Origin of the sequence: Amycolatopsis kentuckyensis, from assembly GCF_002155975.1 — a bacterium.
GTDB classification, from domain to species: domain Bacteria; phylum Actinomycetota; class Actinomycetes; order Mycobacteriales; family Pseudonocardiaceae; genus Amycolatopsis; species Amycolatopsis kentuckyensis.
This window is the reverse complement of sequence record NZ_MUMI01000078.1, coordinates 1-16,270: the sequence shown is the minus strand read 5'-3', so window position 1 is coordinate 16,270 and position 16,270 is coordinate 1. Positions and strand designations below refer to the sequence as shown.

General features: G+C 71.2%; 16 protein-coding genes. 6 read left to right on the top strand and 10 right to left on the bottom strand.

Annotated features, from left to right (window positions below; genetic code table 11):
* The first annotated feature begins 3 nt into the window (after window positions 1–3).
* Together CCN39_RS08600 and CCN39_RS08595 are read left to right on the top strand one after the other, a co-directional pair.
* Window positions 4–1,008, top strand: a complete 1,005-nt coding sequence (locus tag CCN39_RS08600; protein WP_244210668.1) for a TauD/TfdA family dioxygenase — start codon at window positions 4–6, stop codon at window positions 1,006–1,008.
* A 13-nt stretch (window positions 1,009–1,021) separates the two neighbouring features.
* Complete coding sequence (locus tag CCN39_RS08595; RefSeq protein WP_086840114.1) at window positions 1,022–2,872, top strand: non-ribosomal peptide synthetase; 1,851 nt, start codon at window positions 1,022–1,024, stop codon at window positions 2,870–2,872.
* Between the two features lie 197 nt (window positions 2,873–3,069).
* Here CCN39_RS08595 and CCN39_RS08590 read toward each other — a convergent pair whose 3' ends face one another.
* The 6 genes from CCN39_RS08590 to CCN39_RS08565 form a co-directional block, all read right to left on the bottom strand.
* Window positions 3,070–4,485 carry an alpha/beta hydrolase family protein gene (locus CCN39_RS08590; protein WP_208630177.1) on the bottom strand — a complete coding sequence of 472 codons (1,416 nt, stop codon included), beginning with the start codon at window positions 4,483–4,485 and terminating at the stop codon, window positions 3,070–3,072.
* A complete protein-coding gene (locus tag CCN39_RS08585) occupies window positions 4,482–5,306 on the bottom strand; it encodes an alpha/beta fold hydrolase (protein WP_086840112.1) in 825 nt (274 codons plus the stop codon). The genes CCN39_RS08590 and CCN39_RS08585 overlap by 4 nt, the downstream gene beginning before the upstream one ends.
* Window positions 5,303–5,632 (bottom strand): DUF4387 domain-containing protein, encoded by a 330-nt coding sequence (locus tag CCN39_RS08580; RefSeq protein WP_086840110.1) that lies wholly within the window; start codon window positions 5,630–5,632, stop codon window positions 5,303–5,305. Before CCN39_RS08580 ends, CCN39_RS08585 begins: the two co-directional genes overlap by 4 nt.
* A complete protein-coding gene (locus CCN39_RS08575; RefSeq protein WP_086840108.1) occupies window positions 5,625–6,992 on the bottom strand; it encodes an acyclic terpene utilization AtuA family protein in 1,368 nt (455 codons plus the stop codon). Before CCN39_RS08575 ends, CCN39_RS08580 begins: the two co-directional genes overlap by 8 nt.
* Before the next feature lie 5 nt (window positions 6,993–6,997).
* A complete protein-coding gene (locus tag CCN39_RS08570; protein ID WP_434781095.1) occupies window positions 6,998–7,651 on the bottom strand; it encodes an NAD(P)-dependent oxidoreductase in 654 nt (217 codons plus the stop codon).
* Window positions 7,652–7,746: 95 nt separating this feature from the next.
* Window positions 7,747–9,024 (bottom strand): MFS transporter, encoded by a 1,278-nt coding sequence (locus CCN39_RS08565; protein ID WP_086840103.1) that lies wholly within the window; start codon window positions 9,022–9,024, stop codon window positions 7,747–7,749.
* A 109-nt stretch (window positions 9,025–9,133) separates the two neighbouring features.
* Here CCN39_RS08565 and CCN39_RS08560 point away from each other — a divergent pair, with 109 nt between their 5' ends.
* The gene (locus CCN39_RS08560; protein WP_086840101.1) at window positions 9,134–9,868 is read left to right on the top strand and encodes a GntR family transcriptional regulator; all 735 of its coding nucleotides are present in this window, start codon (window positions 9,134–9,136) and stop codon (window positions 9,866–9,868) included.
* Between the two features lies 1 nt (window position 9,869).
* Here CCN39_RS08560 and CCN39_RS08555 read toward each other — a convergent pair whose 3' ends face one another.
* Complete coding sequence (locus CCN39_RS08555; protein ID WP_086840099.1) at window positions 9,870–10,961, bottom strand: tartrate dehydrogenase; 1,092 nt, start codon at window positions 10,959–10,961, stop codon at window positions 9,870–9,872.
* A gap of 116 nt (window positions 10,962–11,077) precedes the next feature.
* Here CCN39_RS08555 and CCN39_RS08550 point away from each other — a divergent pair, with 116 nt between their 5' ends.
* Window positions 11,078–12,010, top strand: coding sequence for a LysR substrate-binding domain-containing protein (locus CCN39_RS08550; protein WP_086840097.1), 933 nt, complete (start codon window positions 11,078–11,080; stop codon window positions 12,008–12,010).
* Window positions 12,011–12,019: 9 nt separating this feature from the next.
* Complete coding sequence (locus CCN39_RS08545) at window positions 12,020–12,646, top strand: DUF2238 domain-containing protein (protein WP_086840095.1); 627 nt, start codon at window positions 12,020–12,022, stop codon at window positions 12,644–12,646.
* 27 nt (window positions 12,647–12,673) lie between these two features.
* Here CCN39_RS08545 and CCN39_RS08540 read toward each other — a convergent pair whose 3' ends face one another.
* Window positions 12,674–13,126 carry a hypothetical protein gene (locus CCN39_RS08540; protein ID WP_086840093.1) on the bottom strand — a complete coding sequence of 151 codons (453 nt, stop codon included), beginning with the start codon at window positions 13,124–13,126 and terminating at the stop codon, window positions 12,674–12,676.
* A 184-nt stretch (window positions 13,127–13,310) separates the two neighbouring features.
* Between CCN39_RS08540 and CCN39_RS08535 the strand changes: the two genes are divergently transcribed.
* A complete protein-coding gene (locus CCN39_RS08535; protein WP_143263985.1) occupies window positions 13,311–14,873 on the top strand; it encodes a DNA/RNA non-specific endonuclease in 1,563 nt (520 codons plus the stop codon).
* On the opposite strand, the gene CCN39_RS08530 is transcribed toward CCN39_RS08535, so the two are convergent.
* Both CCN39_RS08530 and CCN39_RS50080 read right to left on the bottom strand, forming a co-directional pair.
* On the bottom strand, window positions 14,863–15,297 hold the full coding sequence (locus tag CCN39_RS08530) for a hypothetical protein (protein ID WP_086840089.1): 435 nt from the start codon (window positions 15,295–15,297) through the stop codon (window positions 14,863–14,865). The two genes, CCN39_RS08535 and CCN39_RS08530, sit on opposite strands and share 11 nt — an antisense overlap.
* A 55-nt stretch (window positions 15,298–15,352) precedes the next feature.
* On the bottom strand, window positions 15,353–16,270 hold a 918-nt coding region (locus tag CCN39_RS50080), incomplete at its 5' end, for a peptidoglycan-binding domain-containing protein (RefSeq protein ID WP_167455016.1).

Below are 16,270 nucleotides of genomic sequence, written 5' to 3'. Positions count from 1 at the left end.
TCGATGAGCACACAGGTGGACCTCCGGGTGATGCCCGGAGCTCCGGCGCTGATCGAAGTGTCCGGAGTAGACAGTATGGAACAGGCGAGGACCTGGCTTCGGCACCGCCGCCAGGGGCTGCGCGCGGCGCTTGACGAGCACGGTGTGGTCTTCCTCCGCGGCCTGCCGATCCGCGGCGCAGAGGACTTCGCCGTGGTGCGGGACTGCGTGGTCTCGTCGCGCGCGCCCTACCGGGAGAAGGCGACCCCGCGCAGTGCCTTCGGCGACGACGTCTACTCCTCGACGGACCTGCCGGCCGCACAACGGATCCGGATGCACAACGAGAACAGCTACACGATGACCTTTCCCGGCGTTCTGCTCTTCTGCTGCCTCGAGGCGCCACGCGAGGGTGGCGCGACGCCGACCGCCGACTGCCGCCGCGTCCTGGCCGAGCTCCCCGGCGAGCTCGTGCACCGGTTCCGCGAACACGGCTGGGCGTTGCGGCGCAACTACAGTGAGCACCTCTCACTGCCGTGGCGGACCGCGTTCGGCACGGAGTCGCGAGCGGATGTCGAGCGGTACTGCCGGCAGAACGTGATCGGTCCGACGTGGGGAACGGACGGTGCGCTCCACACCACCCAGGTGCGCTCGGCGATCGTCCACCATCCGCGGACCGGCGCCGCCGTGTGGTTCAACCACGTCGCGTTCTGGAACCGGTTCTCGCTCGACGACAGTATCCGGGACGTGCTCGAGTCCGAGTTCGGCGCGGACGGGTTGCCGTTCGCGACGTCGTTGGGCGACGGCACCGAACTGACCGAAGCCGAGGTGGCCACGATGAACGCCGCGTACGATGCGGCCACGGTGCGCGAGCCGTGGCAGCCGGGGGACGTGATGGTCGTCGACAACATCCTGGCCGCGCACGGGCGAGATCCGTTCCGCGGCGACCGCAGGATCGCGGTCGCCATGGGCGATCCCGTCGCGCTGGAGGACTGCGCGCCGACCGTACCCGCCGCAGCGGGCCTGGGCTGAGGGAAGGACCGGCATGCCGACGACCGCGGACACCGACCTGATGGAACGCCTGCGCGAGGTCGTGGCGCTCCGCCCCGGGGATCTCGCCGTGGTGGAAGCGGACGGCCAGCTCACCTACGGCGAGCTGGCCGATCGGATCGACCGGCTGGCCCGGGTCCTGCACCGCCACGGCGTCGGCCGGGGCGATCTGATCGGCATCTGCCTGCCACGCCGAGGTGAACTGCTGGTGGCGTTGCTGGCGGTGTGGCGGCTGGGCGCCGCGTTCGTCCCGATGGACCCGGTGTACCCGCCGGAACGCTTGCGGCACATGGCTTCCACCGAGGGAATGTGCGCTGTGCTGACAGACGGCACCACAGCTCCGTCGTTGTTCGGAGTTCCGGCGATCCGGGCGGACGATCCGGCGGCGGAGGCTCCGGATCCCTCACCGGCGCCACGTTCCGGAAGCGGCCACTCGGACGCGCTCGCCTACGTGATCTTCACGTCCGGATCCACCGGCACCCCGCTGGGGGTCCAGGTCGGCCGGAAGTCGTTGACCCATCTGATGGCGAGCCTCGAACGGTCCGGGGTATACCCGGTGGCCGGAGCACGGGTGGCCTGGAACGCCAGCGTGTCGTTCGACGCCTCGGTCCAGCAGTGGATCCGGGTCTGCCGGGGCGACACGATCGTTCTGCTCGACGAGGAGGTGCGCACGGATCCGCAGCGCCTGGCGGAGTTCCTCGCCGATCACGGCGTGACGGACCTGGACGTGACGCCCTCGCACTGGCAGGTGCTGCGCGACCACGTCCGGCAGCCGCTTCGGCTGTTCATCGGCGGTGAGCCGATCCCGCCTCGCATGTGGACGGATCTGGCGAACCGCGATGCGGTGCGTGCGGTCAACCTCTACGGTCCGACGGAATGCACCGTGGACTCGACGGCGGCCTGGATCACCGGCGGGCGGCCGACGATCGGACGGGCCCTGCCCGGCGTGCGAACCTACGTGCTCGGCAAGGCCCTCGAACCGGTCCGCACCGGTGAGCTCTACCTCGCCGGCCCCGGGGTCGCCCACGGCTATCGCGGGCGACCCTCCCGTACCGCGGAGCGGTTCCTCGCCGACCCGTTCGCCGCCGACGGCTCCCGCATGTACCGCACCGGGGACCGGGTCCGCCGGTCGGACGACGGCGAACTCGAGTTCCTCGGGCGTGCCGACCGGCAGGTCAAGATCCACGGCTTCCGGATCGAGCCGGCGGAGATCGAGGCCGCGCTCGCCACGCATCCGGGTGTCGAGTCCCCCGTCGTGGTCGTCCACGACGATCCCCACCGCGGCCGGGTGCTCGTGGCGTACTGCCTCGCAACCGTCCCGGCGGCCCGGCTGCGTGAGCACACCGCCGCCCGGCTGCCCGGGTTCATGGTGCCGGCCGCCTTCGTGCCGATGCGCGAGCTGCCGCGCACCGCGAGCGGCAAGGTGGACACCGCCGCCCTGCCCGCCCCCACGTTCGAGGAGTCCAGCGCGGCGCCGGGGAGCGAAGAACAGCTGCCGGCCGGGCCGGTGGAAACGCTCATCGCGCAGATCTGGGCGGACGTCCTCGGCCGCGAGCACGTCCACGCGACCGACGACTTCTTCGCGCTCGGCGGCCATTCCCTGCTCGCCCTGCACGTCGTGGCGGCGATCAAGCAGGAATGGGGAGTGCGGCTGCCCTCGATGACGGTCTACCAGCTCCCCCGCCTGCGCGACCTGGCCCGGCACGTCGCGAAGATCACCGCCGGCCAATCCCGCCAGGCCGACCGGGGCGCTGGACGGTCACACGCGCGGAGCGCCATCACCCGTTCGGACTACCCGGCGGTGAGCGTGCCGCGCACGGGCTCGAGCGCCTTGCCGGAGCCGTGATCGGCGGACAGTGCGGCCGGCTCCGAGGATTCGGGTCGGGAGCGCACTGCGTACCGGCGGCCGAGAGTGCGTACGTCGGACACCGGAAACCGGCTGTTCGAGCCGCCCTCGCCGCCGGAATCGGTCCCGGCGTCGGTGTACGGGCCGGGCCGTGACGTAGACGCCCGGCGATCGTTCCGGGTGACGGGGAAGCCCGGTCAGGGTGCGATTCCCACCCCGTCCATCCGGCTCCACGCGCGCTCCTGCGCCGCGGTCATGGCCGGCCACGCGACTTGGCCCGGGCGCGGCCGGATTCGCGTGGAGTACGGGGACGGGCGGTATCCGGGGTCGTAGAAGCATCCGCCGCCGTAGGTGATGTCGGATGCTTCGCAGGAACTTGCGATCGTGCGTGGGTCGGGCTTCCGGCCCGTGCGCACCCAGGTGTCGAGGGCGGCGAGGGATGTGGCGTACTCGGCGGCGCTCAGGTTGTCGTGCTCGGCTTCCCTCGTGAACGTCTGGACGAGGTGGCCGTCCTGCCCGGTGCCGCGCAGGGTCTCGCGGTAGGCCGCCTCGTGTTCGACGAAGACCGAGGGGTCGTCGATCGCGTGCAGGGTGAGGACCGGGAGGGAAACCCGGCCGGTCAGGTCGCTGTCGTAGGAGAGGTCACGGCGTGCGGTGGGGTCGGCCGCGAAGCGGGCCACTCCCGCGTTGAGGGCGCGGTCGTCGTGGGAGCCCGCGTACCGCACGCCCTCGTTGCCGAACGGGTTGCGGCCGCCGAGCCGGGTTCCGACGATGTCCTGGAACAGGAAGGTCGCGTAGAGCAGGTGCGTCGGCAGTGAGCGTTCCGGGATGCTCGTGACGGCGGTGATGTCGTCGAGGTTCCGCTGCTGGGCGGGTGTCCGGTCGCCGGCGGTGCCGGTGCACTCGCGCAGGCGCGCGAGGACTTCGTCCGGGGTCAGCGGGGAATCCACGGGCAGCCCTTGCCACAGCGGGTATGGCGGCTCTGCCGGACGGGGCAGGTTGCGGCAGTAGTACTGGTAGACCACCCGCAGATCCACGCGGTGGTCGTACCCGCGCGAGCCGCCGGCCAGCAGTCCGCTGGTCAGCAGCACCCCGTCGTAGGCGCCGGGCTCCCGGCCGTAGGTCTCGGCGACCTTCGCGGCGACGTTGCCCCCGAAGGACTGGCCGTGGACGTAGGTCCGGCCGGGACGCCCGAACCGCTCGACGAACAGGCGGCGCACGTTTTCCGTGTCGGCCGCGGCCATCCTGACCCCGTAGCCACCGCGCCGGTACGAAGAGGCGGCCCAGGCGTAGCCTTCCTCGACCAGCACCGCCCACTCCGCCAGGTCCGTCGTGGTCGTCGAGGGGTCGTAGGACGTGCCGGGCCCGCCGTGCGCGTGGACCACGAGCGAACGGTTCCAGCGCTTCGGGACGGCGATCGTGTAGTACGCGCCATTCGCGTCCTGGCCGGAGTAGCAGGTGGCCTTCCCGAGCAGAACGGCCGGGCAGGGGCTTTCCGGCGGCTGCGTCGTACTCGCCCGGCCGGGGACCGCGGACCCCAGGAGCGCGGTGACGAGCAGCGTGCCGAGCACCACCCGACGGCGGAGGCGGAAACCGGGGACGGTGTCGGTCAAGGAGTTCCCTTTCCAGTGAAGTCCGGCAAGCCGGCGAAGAAGTCGACGACCGGCGGCCGCGTCGCCGGGGCGCTGTGTCCCGCCCCGGGGACCACGGCCTGCCGGACCGCGGTGCCGTGGCCGGCCAGGCTCCGGGCCAGCCGGTCGAGCTGCTCGGGCCGGCTGAAGCCGGGGTGGCCCATGGCGGCCAGGTCGGCCCGCCCGTCGTCGTCGGCGCCGATGACCAGCAGCACCGGCACCCGCGCGACCGCGGCGGGATCCACGGTGATCCCGAACCGCTGCCGGGTGTCGCCGATGCCGTCCGGCCAGGCGAGCGAGTCGTCGAGCAGGGTCACTCGGCCGGGTGCGCCGACGGCGACGGCGGCGGCCCGGTCCGGGTGCAGGTAGAGGAAGCGGTGGGCGAACTGCCCGCCGGCGGAGTGCCCGCACAGCAGCACGGTGCCGACGCGGGCGTTCCACCGGACCCGGACCTGCTCCAGGATGTCGAGCAGCACCAGGTCGGACCGGATGCCGCCGGCGTCGGCGAGGGTGAACCCGTGCACGTCGTCCGGGTCGCCGATGCCGGCCGGGAACAGCGGTGTCACGACGATGACGTGGTGCTGCTCGGCGAAGGGAATGAACCCCTCGCGCAGCTCTCCGACACTGCGGCCGGTGCCGTGCACGGCCACCAGGACCGGCAGTTCGGCATCGGGAGTCCAGCTCGTCGGGACGTAGGCGCAGTAGCTGCAGCGCGGCTCGTTCGGCGCGGCGAAGAACGGGGTGCGTTTGGTGAGCAGCTGGCGGCCGGGGTGCGTGGCGGGCAGGTCCGCGGCCCGGATCACGACGGCTCCACCGGGCGGCCGGTGACCCGGACGCCGGCGAGGGGAACGTGGTGCTGTCCCGCGTGGGTGTCGCGGTCGCGGAGCGAACCCTGCCCGACCGGGCGGGGGAACGAGATCTTCACGACGTTGAGCGCGGGGATCCGGAACAACCGGACGGCGCTCTCCTCGACGTGGTAGAGCTCCGCGATCGTCCGCTCGTCCACCGCGTCGACGGCGATCCGGTAGCCCTCGGCGTCGCGCAGGAACAGCTCCATGGTGACCCAGAACGGTCCGGCGTTCTTCGAACGGACCTCGTGGGCGAGGTCCGCGAGCGTGGTCTCAGGCAACGGTCGGCTCCTCCAGCTCGGTCCGGAACAGGCTCGCCGGGGAGGCGCAGTCGACGACGTGGTTCAGCACGAACTCGTACGCCGCGCCCCGTTCGACCTCCGCGGGCGAGAACGGGAAGGCGAGACTCGGCAGGTAGCTCATCCCCGGGGCCGGCAGGTGCAGCATCAGCGGGTTGGCGACCTTGGCGATGGCCGTCGCGGTCGCCTGGTCGGGTGCGTTGACGAGCAGCATGACGCCGACCTCGCGGGGTGGCCCGCTCTCGGGCTCGAGGTCGTCCAGCACCGCGTTGTGACCGTAGAGGCGGAGGTCGAAGGCGTACTCGTCGTCCGCCAGTTCCAGTGTCTGGCGCACCCGCTGGGTGATCATCGTGCGCATCAGGTTCGCCCAGGCGTCGATGTCCGCGAGGATGCGCGGGTCCCGGACCGCCGAGAACGACACGGTCTCGTAGCCGGTGATCCGGGCGCCTTCCAGCTTGATCGTGTACTGCCCGGCATGGTGGAACCGCGACCCCTCGACGCGGACGATCCGGTCGTCGACCGCGGTGTACCGCGCGTCCCGGACGTCGAGGGTGCCGGCGGGCTCGCGCATCTCGAACGGGTCCGCGGTCTCGTACAGCATGTGCGCGGCCACGGAAATCGGCGTGCACGACACGGCCGGGTCGAGCGGCTCGATGGTGAAGCCGTGCGCGTCGATGGTGGCGAGGACCCCGCCCGCACGCGGGTCGCCGGTGCACTGCCCGCCGCACTCGACGATCTTGGCGGCGTGCCACGTGGGCCCGGCGGGCATGCCCTTCATGAGCGGATACGCGGCCGCCACGGCGGTGTCGGTGGCGCGGCCGGCGAGCACGACCTGGGCCCCCGCGCGCAGCGCCGCGACGATCGGTTCGTGCCCCATCGCGCCGACGATGCGGGTGCAGCTCTCGAGGGTCTCGGCCCGCAGCTCCCCCAGCGGCGGCAGCGGGTGGATCCGGCCGGCGTCGAGGTGTTCCTTCAGATCGGTGGCGGTCTGCTCGCTGTAGATCTTCGCGACCCGCAAGCTCAGGCCCGCTTCGGCCAGCACCTCGGCGGCGATCCCGGCGACCCAGTCGACGCCGCCGTCGGTCCCGCTCGTCCCGCAGGAGCCGACGATCACCGGGATGCCCGCGCCGGCCGCGGCCGTCAGCAGGCTGCGCAGGTCGCGAGCCACCGCCTTGGCCGTCGTCTTGGGCTGCCCGGACCCGAGGTAGTAGGGGCCGGAATCGGTGGACCCGGCGTCGATGCTGATGACGTCGGCACCCAGGGCGATGCCGCGCTCGATGGTGGCGTGGTCCCACCCGGCGCCGAGCATCCCGCTCGGCGCCAGGACGCGCACTCTGTCCATGTTCCTCACTTCTCTCCGTTGACGACGAACCGCGCCCGTCCCGCGAGCGCGGCCACCAGCTCTTCCGCGCCGCGCAGGCCCGCGGCCCTCCGCGCTTCGGCGGTCTGCCCGGCCAGGTGGGAATGGACGACGATCCCGGCCACCCCGCGCAACGGACTGCCGGGCGGCAGCGGCTCCTCGGCCACGACGTCGAGCGCGGCGCCCGCGATCTCCCCGTCCCGCACGGCCGCGACGAGGGCGTCCTCGTCGACGATGGCGCCGCGCGCGGTGTTGACCAGCNNCACCGCGCGCGCCGCCGCGCCGTAACCGATGAGGCCGAGCGTCGAGCCGCGGAGTTCGCGCCCGTCCGCACGCGGCCAGTTCCCCTGCGCCACCCCGTTCGCCGAGTGCACGAGCCGCCGCGCTCCCGCCAGCAGCAGCCCGAGGGTGTACTCGGCCACGGCGTTGGCGTTGACGCCGGGCAGGTTGCTCACCGTGATCCCGAGCCGGGCCGCGGCGGTGACGTCGATCGAGTCGTAGCCCACGCCCGTCCGCACGATGACCCGCAACCGCGGTGCGCGGGCGAGGACGTCGCCCGTCAGCGGCTCGTTGGCCACCAGTGCCGCGTCGACACCGGCGAGGGCGGCGGCGAGGTCCCCGGGATCGCGACGGCCCGTCATCGGCAGGTGCGCGGTCTCCAGGCCGCGACTCCGCAGGAACCGGTCGGTTTCGTCACCGGGGCGCAGGTAGTCCGTGGTGATCAGGACGCGGGCCGTCACAGCGGGCGTCCCGTGGACGACCGGCGCCGCACGGCGCTGATCCGGGCGACCGCCAGCACGGCGAGGAGCCCGACGATCGCGACGTGCAGCGGGAGCAGGGCCCAGCCCGTCAGGTCGACCAGGCCGCCGACCAGGGCCGGCCCGAGGAAACCGCCGCCCACCCAGCCCACGGTGTAGAGCCCGGTGTAGGTACCGACCACGCGGGCGGACGGGGCGAGGTTCCACAGCACGACGACCGCGTTGACCAGGAACGAGGACGCGCCCGCGGCCGCGACGCACAGGCCGACGACCACGCCGGCGGGTGTTCGCACCACCGCGCCGAGCACCATGCCGACCGCGAACACCGTCATCCCGGCCTGCATCACCCGCAGCCGGCCGAAGCGTTCGGCGAGCCTCGCGACCGGGTAGGCGGCCAGGATGAAAGCCGCGCCACTGGGCAGGGTCAGCCCGCCCGCTTCGCCGCGGGACAGGTGCAGCACCTCCATCCCGTACGGCGTGATGAGCGCTCGCGAAGCGGCCCACGCGCCACCGAAGAGGAGAATGGCGCCGATGAGCAGCAACCGGCTGCGGTCGGTGTCCCGGACGATGTCGAGCACCGTGTCCCGCACCCGCAGCCCGGGCTTCGCCGTGCCGTCTTCCTCCTCGCGGTCCTCCTCGAGCGCGGTCCGGTAGGCCGGCGACCGGTTGTCCCGCACCTTCGCGGCGAGCACGGCCAGGGACACGACCATCAGGACCGCGGGAACCGCGAACGACAGCTTCGGGTGCGCGTCGACCAGGAAGATGCTGATCAGGGCCGCGACCATCACCGTGAGGCTCGACGCGATCTTGACGACGGCGTTGGCGCGGCTGCGCCGCTCGGGCGGCACGAAGTCGGGGAGCAGGGATTCGGCGATCGGCTTGAACGAGTTCGCGACGAGCGCGTAGCCGAACATCACCACGATCAGCAGCGGCAGTGCGCCCGCGACGTGCGGGATGAGCAGGAACAGCAGCGCGGCCACGGGCATCCCGGCGACGAGGTACGGGATCCGCCGCCCCCACGAGGTGCGGGTGCGGTCCGACCGGTTGCCCATCCACGGCTGGATGAAGAAGCCGAGCACGTTGTCCATCCCCATCAGCAGGCCGACCAGTGCCGCGCTGCCGATGTGCTCGCGCAGCAGCGGCGGCACCTGCGAGTCGTAGAGGTTCCACGTCGACTCCTGCGCGAAGACCGCCAGGGCGACGAAGAACGTGATCCGGCCCGTCCGCACGCGCTGTGCGCTCGACGTCGTCGTCATCCGGCACCTCCTGTCCGACCGCGGGTGCGGTGGCCGCCACGCTACTTTTGCTATAGCAAGAACGTCAAGGGTTGCATCTGGTCATTGCCATGGCGGATAGAGTGACGCCATGGCGAGTGAGACGTTGAAGGGCCTGACGGCCGACACGCTGGCCGACCGCGCGTACCGCGCCATCCGGGACGCGGTCGCCACCGGCGAACTGCGGCCCGCGCAGAAAGTCACCGAACGCGGGCTCGCCGAACGCCTCTCGGTGAGCCCGACGCCGGTCCGCGAAGCCATCCGGCGCCTGGAACAGGACGGCCTCCTCGAACGCACCGGACCGCGGACCGTCCAGGTGGCCGCCTTCGGCGACACCGCGATCCAAGACCTCGCCGAAGTCGAAGTGGCCCTGCGCGGGATGGTGGCCCGCTTCGCCGCCCGGCACGCCTCCCCCGCCCAGCTGGACCACCTCGACGCCGTCCTCGACGAAGCCGACGACCTGCTGATCGTCATCCGGCAACGGCAACAGGCCGGACAGGACATCACCCGGCACCTCGACCGGCTGCTCGACGCCATGCAGCGGTTCAACGAAGGCGTCGAGTCGTGCGCCGGCAACCCCGTCCTGGTGCGGCTCCTCGGCCAGACACGCGTGTTCTCCTCACCGGAACGACGAGCCAGGCTCCTCGAACGCATCAGCGAAAACGACCGGTTCGGCCTCGACCGCTACGGGAGCCACCGCGCGCTGGTCCGGGCCTTGCGGGCGGGTGACCCGGCAGCGGCCGAGGCCCTCGTCATCGACGACGTCCGCGGCGGCCTCGGCGACCTCCTCGCCGCACCCGCGACGCCGGCCGCCGTCACCCGCTGAGTCACCCCACCGGCCGGGAACGGGCGATCTCGGCCGCGATCGCCGCACCGAGCCCCTCGGTGGTACCGGAGCCGCCGAGGTCGGGCGTGCGCACCTCCGGACGCTCGGCGAGCACGCTTTCGATCGCCGACACGACGGCCGCCGCCGCAGTGGTCTCCCCCAGGTGGTCGAGCATCATGGCGCCACTCCAGATCTGCCCGACCGGGTTGGCGACACCCCGCCCGGCGATGTCCGGGGCCGAGCCGTGAACCGGCTCGAACAAGCTCGGCGCCGTGCGCTCCGGGTTGATGTTGGCACTCGGGGCGATCCCGATCGTCCCGGCACAGGCCGGTCCGAGGTCGGAGAGGATGTCACCGAAGAGGTTGCTCGCGACGACGACGTCGTACCGCCCCGGCTGCAGCACGAACTTCGCCGCCAGGATGTCGATGTGGTCCTTGCCGGCGGCCACGCCCGGGTACCGCCGCGCCATCAGCTCCGCGCGTTCGTCCCAGTACGGCATGGAGACCGCGATACCGTTGCTCTTGGTCGCCCACGTCAGCCGCTTGCGGGGACGCGCGTCCGCGAGATCGAAGGCGTAGCGCAGCACCCGGTCCACGCCGATCCGGGTCAGCACGGTCTCCTGCAACACCGTTTCGCGGTCAGTACCTTCGAAAATCCGCCCGCCGACGCTCGAGTACTCACCTTCGGTGTTCTCGCGGACGACGAGGAAGTCGATGTCCCCCGGGCCGTGGTCACGCAACGGGCTGCGCACTCCCCGCAGCAGCCGCACCGGCCGCAGGTTGACGTACTGGTCGAAACCCCGCCGCAGCCGCAGCAGGCTGCCCCACAGCGAAACGTGGTCGGGCACCACCTCGGGCCACCCGACCGCCCCGAAGAAGATCGCGTCGAAACCCCCGAGCACCTCCCGCCAGTCCGGCGGCAGCATCTCACCGTGCCGCAGCCAGTACTCGGCACAGGCGAACCCGAATTCGGTGACCTCGAGCTCGAACCCGTGAGCCTCGGCGGCGGCCGACAGGCACCGCAGCCCTTCCGGGACGACCTCACGGCCGATGCCGTCGCCGGGGATGACCGCAATGCGGTGACGCTGGGACACAAGACACTCCTGTCGATCGAGGCGAGCACGCACCTTCACCCTGATCAGCGGCCCGCGCCGCGACAAGAGCGGCCACGGCAACCTATCCTTTCGCCGAGAGAAAGGGACCAGCCGCGATGATCGACGATCTCCGCTTCTTCCAGGTGGTCGCGGCCAGCGAGACCCTGACCGCGGCCGCCCGCGAACTGCAGTGCTCCCTGCCCGTCGTCAGCAAACGCCTCAGCGCACTGGAACGCCGGCTCGACGCGCGGCTGGTGCACCGCGGCACCCGCCGGCTCGTGCTGACCTCCGAAGGCGAACTGTTCGCCGCGCGCCTGGAAACGATCCTCGACCAGGTCCGCGAGCTCGAGGACCTCGTCGCCCCTCGCGCCGGCGACCTGCGGGGATCCATCGTCGTCCAAGCCACCCTCGGCCTCGGCCGTACGCACGTCGCCCCGCTCCTCGCCGAGTTCGCCGAGCAGCACCCTCAGGTGGCCGTCGAACTCCGCACGTCCGCGCTCCCGCTACGCCCCCACCGGCGCGAATTCGACCTGGCCGTCCACGTCGGACCGCCGCCGGACTCCTCGTTGCGCATGCGCAGGCTGGCCCGCAACCGCCGGGTGCCGTGCGCGGCACCGTCTTATGTGGAGCGACGCGGGATGCCCGAGCGGATCGAAGACCTGACCGGCCACGACTGCATCGTCCTCCGCGAGAACGAAGGCGACTTCGCCGTGTGGCACTTCGGAGACGCCCGCACCCCGCGCCAGGTCCGCGTGCGCGGCCGCCTGTCGAGCGACGACGGCGACGTCGTCACCGAATGGGCACTGCGGGGACACGGGGTGATCATGCGCTCGGACTGGCAGATCCGCCCCCACCTCGACAGCGGCGCCCTGGTCCGCGTACTGCCCGACGTGCCGACACCGCCCGCCGACATCTACGCCCTGCGCCCCGGCGACGCCCACGTACCCCGGCGGGTCGCCGAGCTGGTCAAGCACCTGGCCACCCGGCTGCCGGACCGCATCGCCGGCGCGCCCGATCATCCACTGCGCCCGCCACCGCCGGCGCGGTAGGTTCACCGCATGGTGCGCGGAGCCGGCCGAGCCGAGGGGATGCTGCTGGCCGGCGTGGTGGTCGCGGCCCTGGTCGTCACCGGGGTGACGGCCAGGGCGCCCGGCACCTGGCTCCTGGAAGTCGTCTGGGTGCTGATCGGCCTGCCCCTCGTGCTGGCGTTGCGCAAGCGGTTCCCGCTGACGCGGCTGCTGTGCTGGCTGCTGGTCCTCCACGCGCTCGTGCTGTGCTACGGCGGCCAGTACACCTACGCGGAGACGCCGCTCGGCGAATGGGTGCAGGACTGGCTGGGGACGAAGCGCAACGACTACGACCGGCTCGGTCACTTCGTCCAGGGCTTCGTCCCCGCCGTCGCGGTCCGCGAGGTGCTGCTGCGCCGGACACCGCTGCGGCCGGGCGGCTGGGTCGCGTTCCTCACGGTGAGCGTCTGCCTGGCGATCAGCGCGTGCTTCGAGTTCGTGGAATGGTTCAGCGCCCTCATCGCCGGGTCCGGCGCGGACGCTTTCCTCGCCACCCAGGGGGACGTCTGGGACACGCAGTGGGACATGTTCCTCTGCCTGTGTGGCGCGGTGCTTTCCGTGCTGGTCTGGCGCCGGGTTCACGACCGCCAGCTGGGCGAGTCGATCGGCGCTGTATAGACCGTTATACGGTTGACGGGCGACGACTCAGCCGCAGTGGCTCGCCGCCGGTGTCGTTTCGACGTGCCGCTTGTTCGACGCGGACGGGTAGTAGATGTCCCCCGCCGCGTGGATGCACCGGCCGCGCGCCGTCACCTCGACCGGGCCCGCGTAGTACGAGTAGGTGCCGTCCTGCGCGTCCGGGCTGCCGTAGTAGTGGCATACCGACGCGGGGCTCGTCTCGGTGCAGGCGACGATGAACACCGCGGTGCGGTACGGGTGGCCGTAGGTGGCGCCGAGGTGGTTCATCCGGGCGCAGTTCACGCCCGTCGAGGCGTTGAAGTACACCACCAGCTCGGCGATGTCCGCGCCGCCGTAACTCACGACTTTGCGGTCGATCAGGCTGCCGCTGCAACTGGTCGCCGCCGAAGCGGCGCCGGGCAGCGTTACGAGGCCGGTCGCCGTCAGCAAGGCGGCGAGCAGCATGGCGAACTTCTTCATGGTGTCTCCCTCGGAACAGGCCGGGTGGCTGTACGACGACCACGCCTGAGGCCGAGGCCGGTTGATCCGCCGGCCGGAACGTCACCCGATGGGTGCAGTGGTGATCCGCCGATATCGGCGGCGGACGCTCGCCACACCCCTTCTGGTGATTGACCGCCTTTGTCGGCGTCGATACACAGTGGGGATGGCCACCTACCGCGACTTCGGGCACATTCCCGCTCAGCAAGGCGTCGCCCGCAGCGTGCGGCGGCAGGCGGCGGTTCGCGATGCGACACCCACGCCAGGGGCACGGCAGCACGCCGCGATCGGCCACCGGATGGCAGCGCACCCGTCGGCGGTGCTCGCGATGCAGCGGGCCGCCGGCAATGGTGCCGTCAGCAAGCTCATCGCCGGTGCGGCGGGCACGCCGACGGTGCAGCGAGCCGGGTACAAATTCAGCACCCCGACCTACAAAAGCCAGCACCACACTCAATATCAGGACTACTTCGCCGCCCACGACGACGAACACCTCGCGCCGGACGGCCCGTACTGGCGGGCGAGGGCGGCCGCCGTGCTGCTGGATCACGATGTCGACGAGCGCGGAGACCGGTTGCGCGAGGACAGCTTCGCGGAGTCGGTCAAGGGATTGCCCGCGGAATTGGCCGCCGAAGTGGGGAAGCTGGCCGACACCCCGGTTCCGGACCTGGTCGAGCTGATGATGAGCTACCTCGCCTCGGTGAAGAAGGACCTGCGCTCGAGCACCATCCAGTGGGGTCCGATGAAACACGGCGCCGGCACCGCGGTGACGGCGGATCTGGTTCCCTCCGGCCATCCCGAGGGTTCTTCCGCCGGCGGCTGGAATCCCTGGGCGATAGCGCTGTCCCATCGCGCTGACCCCCAGAAGTCCCTGTACGCGCGGGGTCACCTGCTCAACCGCCACCTCGGCGGCCCGGGCCTCGACTACAACATGACCCCGCTGACCAGCCGGAGCGGCTGGTTCGGCGCCAACGACGCCAACGGAATTCATTCCGCGCTGGCCGAAGAACAACTCAAGGGCAAGTTCAACCTGATGGCCGAGGCCGGCCCGAAGCAGGTGAAGGCCCTGCACTACGAGGTCAGCACGGTCGAGCGTTCGGCACGGCCGCTGACCGGCGTGGTGGCGAGCACGACGGCCGCCTTCATCGACAAGGCCGAGAAGAAGGTGATCGCCTACGACGAGGCCAACCTCGAATGGCTGGTGGGCGCCCAATGGAAGCTGATCAAGGACCTCGCCCCGGAAGACCTTGACGAGCTCTGGTTGTCCGAGCACCAGCACAAGGGCGTGACCGTTCCGAAGCGGGACAGGACCAAGTACGGCGACGAGTACGTCAAGAAGTTCTTGGTGGCGGACCTCAGGAAAACGGACTTCGCCGGTGTTCGGATCAAGGAATGGAGCGGATCCGATCGCGCGAAGCTCGAGCAGCTCTACGCGGTGGATCTGCCGTACGCCGGATTGTTGCTCGACGCCGTCACGGTCGACCAGGCCGGAACGCGCGCAGGACGAATCGGCAAGCTCCTCTGGTTCGAGCTGAAGGAAAGGCTGCAGGCCAACGCGAAGTTGTGGGCCCAGGAGGACACTTACGTGCCGGGCAAGCTGGACGTGTCGTACACGTACCAGCAATACGGGGACACGACGACCGTGTCCCACCGGGAAATTCCGGTCGAGCTGCCCAGTGAGATCGACGCCCCGTTCTGGAGCGAGGAGCGGAAATCCATGCTCAACGACTGACGGCATCCGTTCCGGGTTGACCGAACATTTTCCGGAGCAGGGCGACGTCCTTGGCCAGCACGGCGAGTTCCAGGCGATGGCCGCCGGCGTCGAGCACGGCTATCGCCATCGCCATCGAAGTGTGCAGGCCGTCGCCGGTACCGACCGGGCGCAGATCGATCCACGAGGCGTTGTGCGGGGAGAGTTCGACCGGCCCGCCCCGGTTCAGGCGCGCCCGCCAGGTCGCGGCGTGCGGGGACAGCCGCAGAATGCCATGGGACCAGCTGCTGGAGTCCATCGGCCGGCGCAGCGAGCAGTGCATCTTGACGTCCGCCCCCGCAGCGAACTCGGTCTGGCGCTGCTCGGCCTTCTTGCGTTCTCTCCTGCGCATGATCGCGCCGCCGATCAAGCCACCGATCAGGCTTTCGACAAGGGCATCCAACATACCCGGATGGTACGGGCAACCTTCGGCGGTGCGGGCGCCGGACTGCCGAGGAGGATCACCGTTCCTGCAGCTTCTTCCATTCCTCCCACTGCTTCCGGTAGGCCTCGCGGGCGAGCTCACCGTTGTCGGTCTTGGCCTTGTCGAACAGGTCCTTGAAGACGAGCGCGAACGCCTTGTCGAACCCGCCGGGCTTGAACACCAGGCCGTCCGGGGTCTTCACCAGGAACGGGCGGATCGTCTTCTGGACGGTGGCGCTGTACACCAGCCCGGCCTCCTCGGCGCGGCGGGCCGTGGTGATGGCGGTCGTCGTCTCGGCCTCGATCACCTTGCGGGCCCACTCGGTGCCGTCCTTGACCGTGGTCCTCGACCGGGATGCCGCCTGCAGGAGGTCCGCGTTCTCCGCGTTGGTGGTCTCGTAGATCACCCGGATGACCGCGTCGGCCTGGGAGACGTCGCTCGCGATGAGGATCAGCTTGAGCGGGACGTTGGTGACCGTCTGCCCGGGATTTCCCGCGTGGTAGGTGAATCCCTGGCGTTTGACGCGCGCGATCGCCGCGGCGATCGACGGTGACTTCGACGCGGCCTCCGCGACCGCCTTGTCCACGTCGTTGTTCGGCTTGGGCGCGGGCGGTTGCGGGGCCGGTGGCTGCGGCGCGGGCTGCTGGTCGGTGGTCAGGCGCTGCGCCACGGCCGCTGTCCCGGCGTCGGCCACGGGCGGCCGGTCGTCCTCGTCGCCGAGCCGGACGTCCGGGCTCGACGGCAGCACGGGCAGGTCGTCGGCGACCGGCTCCGGCCGGGCCGGGAGGAGGACGTCGAGCGCGGACAGCGTCCGGGCGCCCGCTTCCCACCCGCCGGGCGCGATGCCCTTGCCCTGCTGGAAAGCGCGCACGGCGCGGGTCGTCGCGGGGCCCCAGATCCCGTCGAATCCGCCGAGGTCCCCCGACGAGCGCGCCGGCGGCGAGCCCGTTTCGGC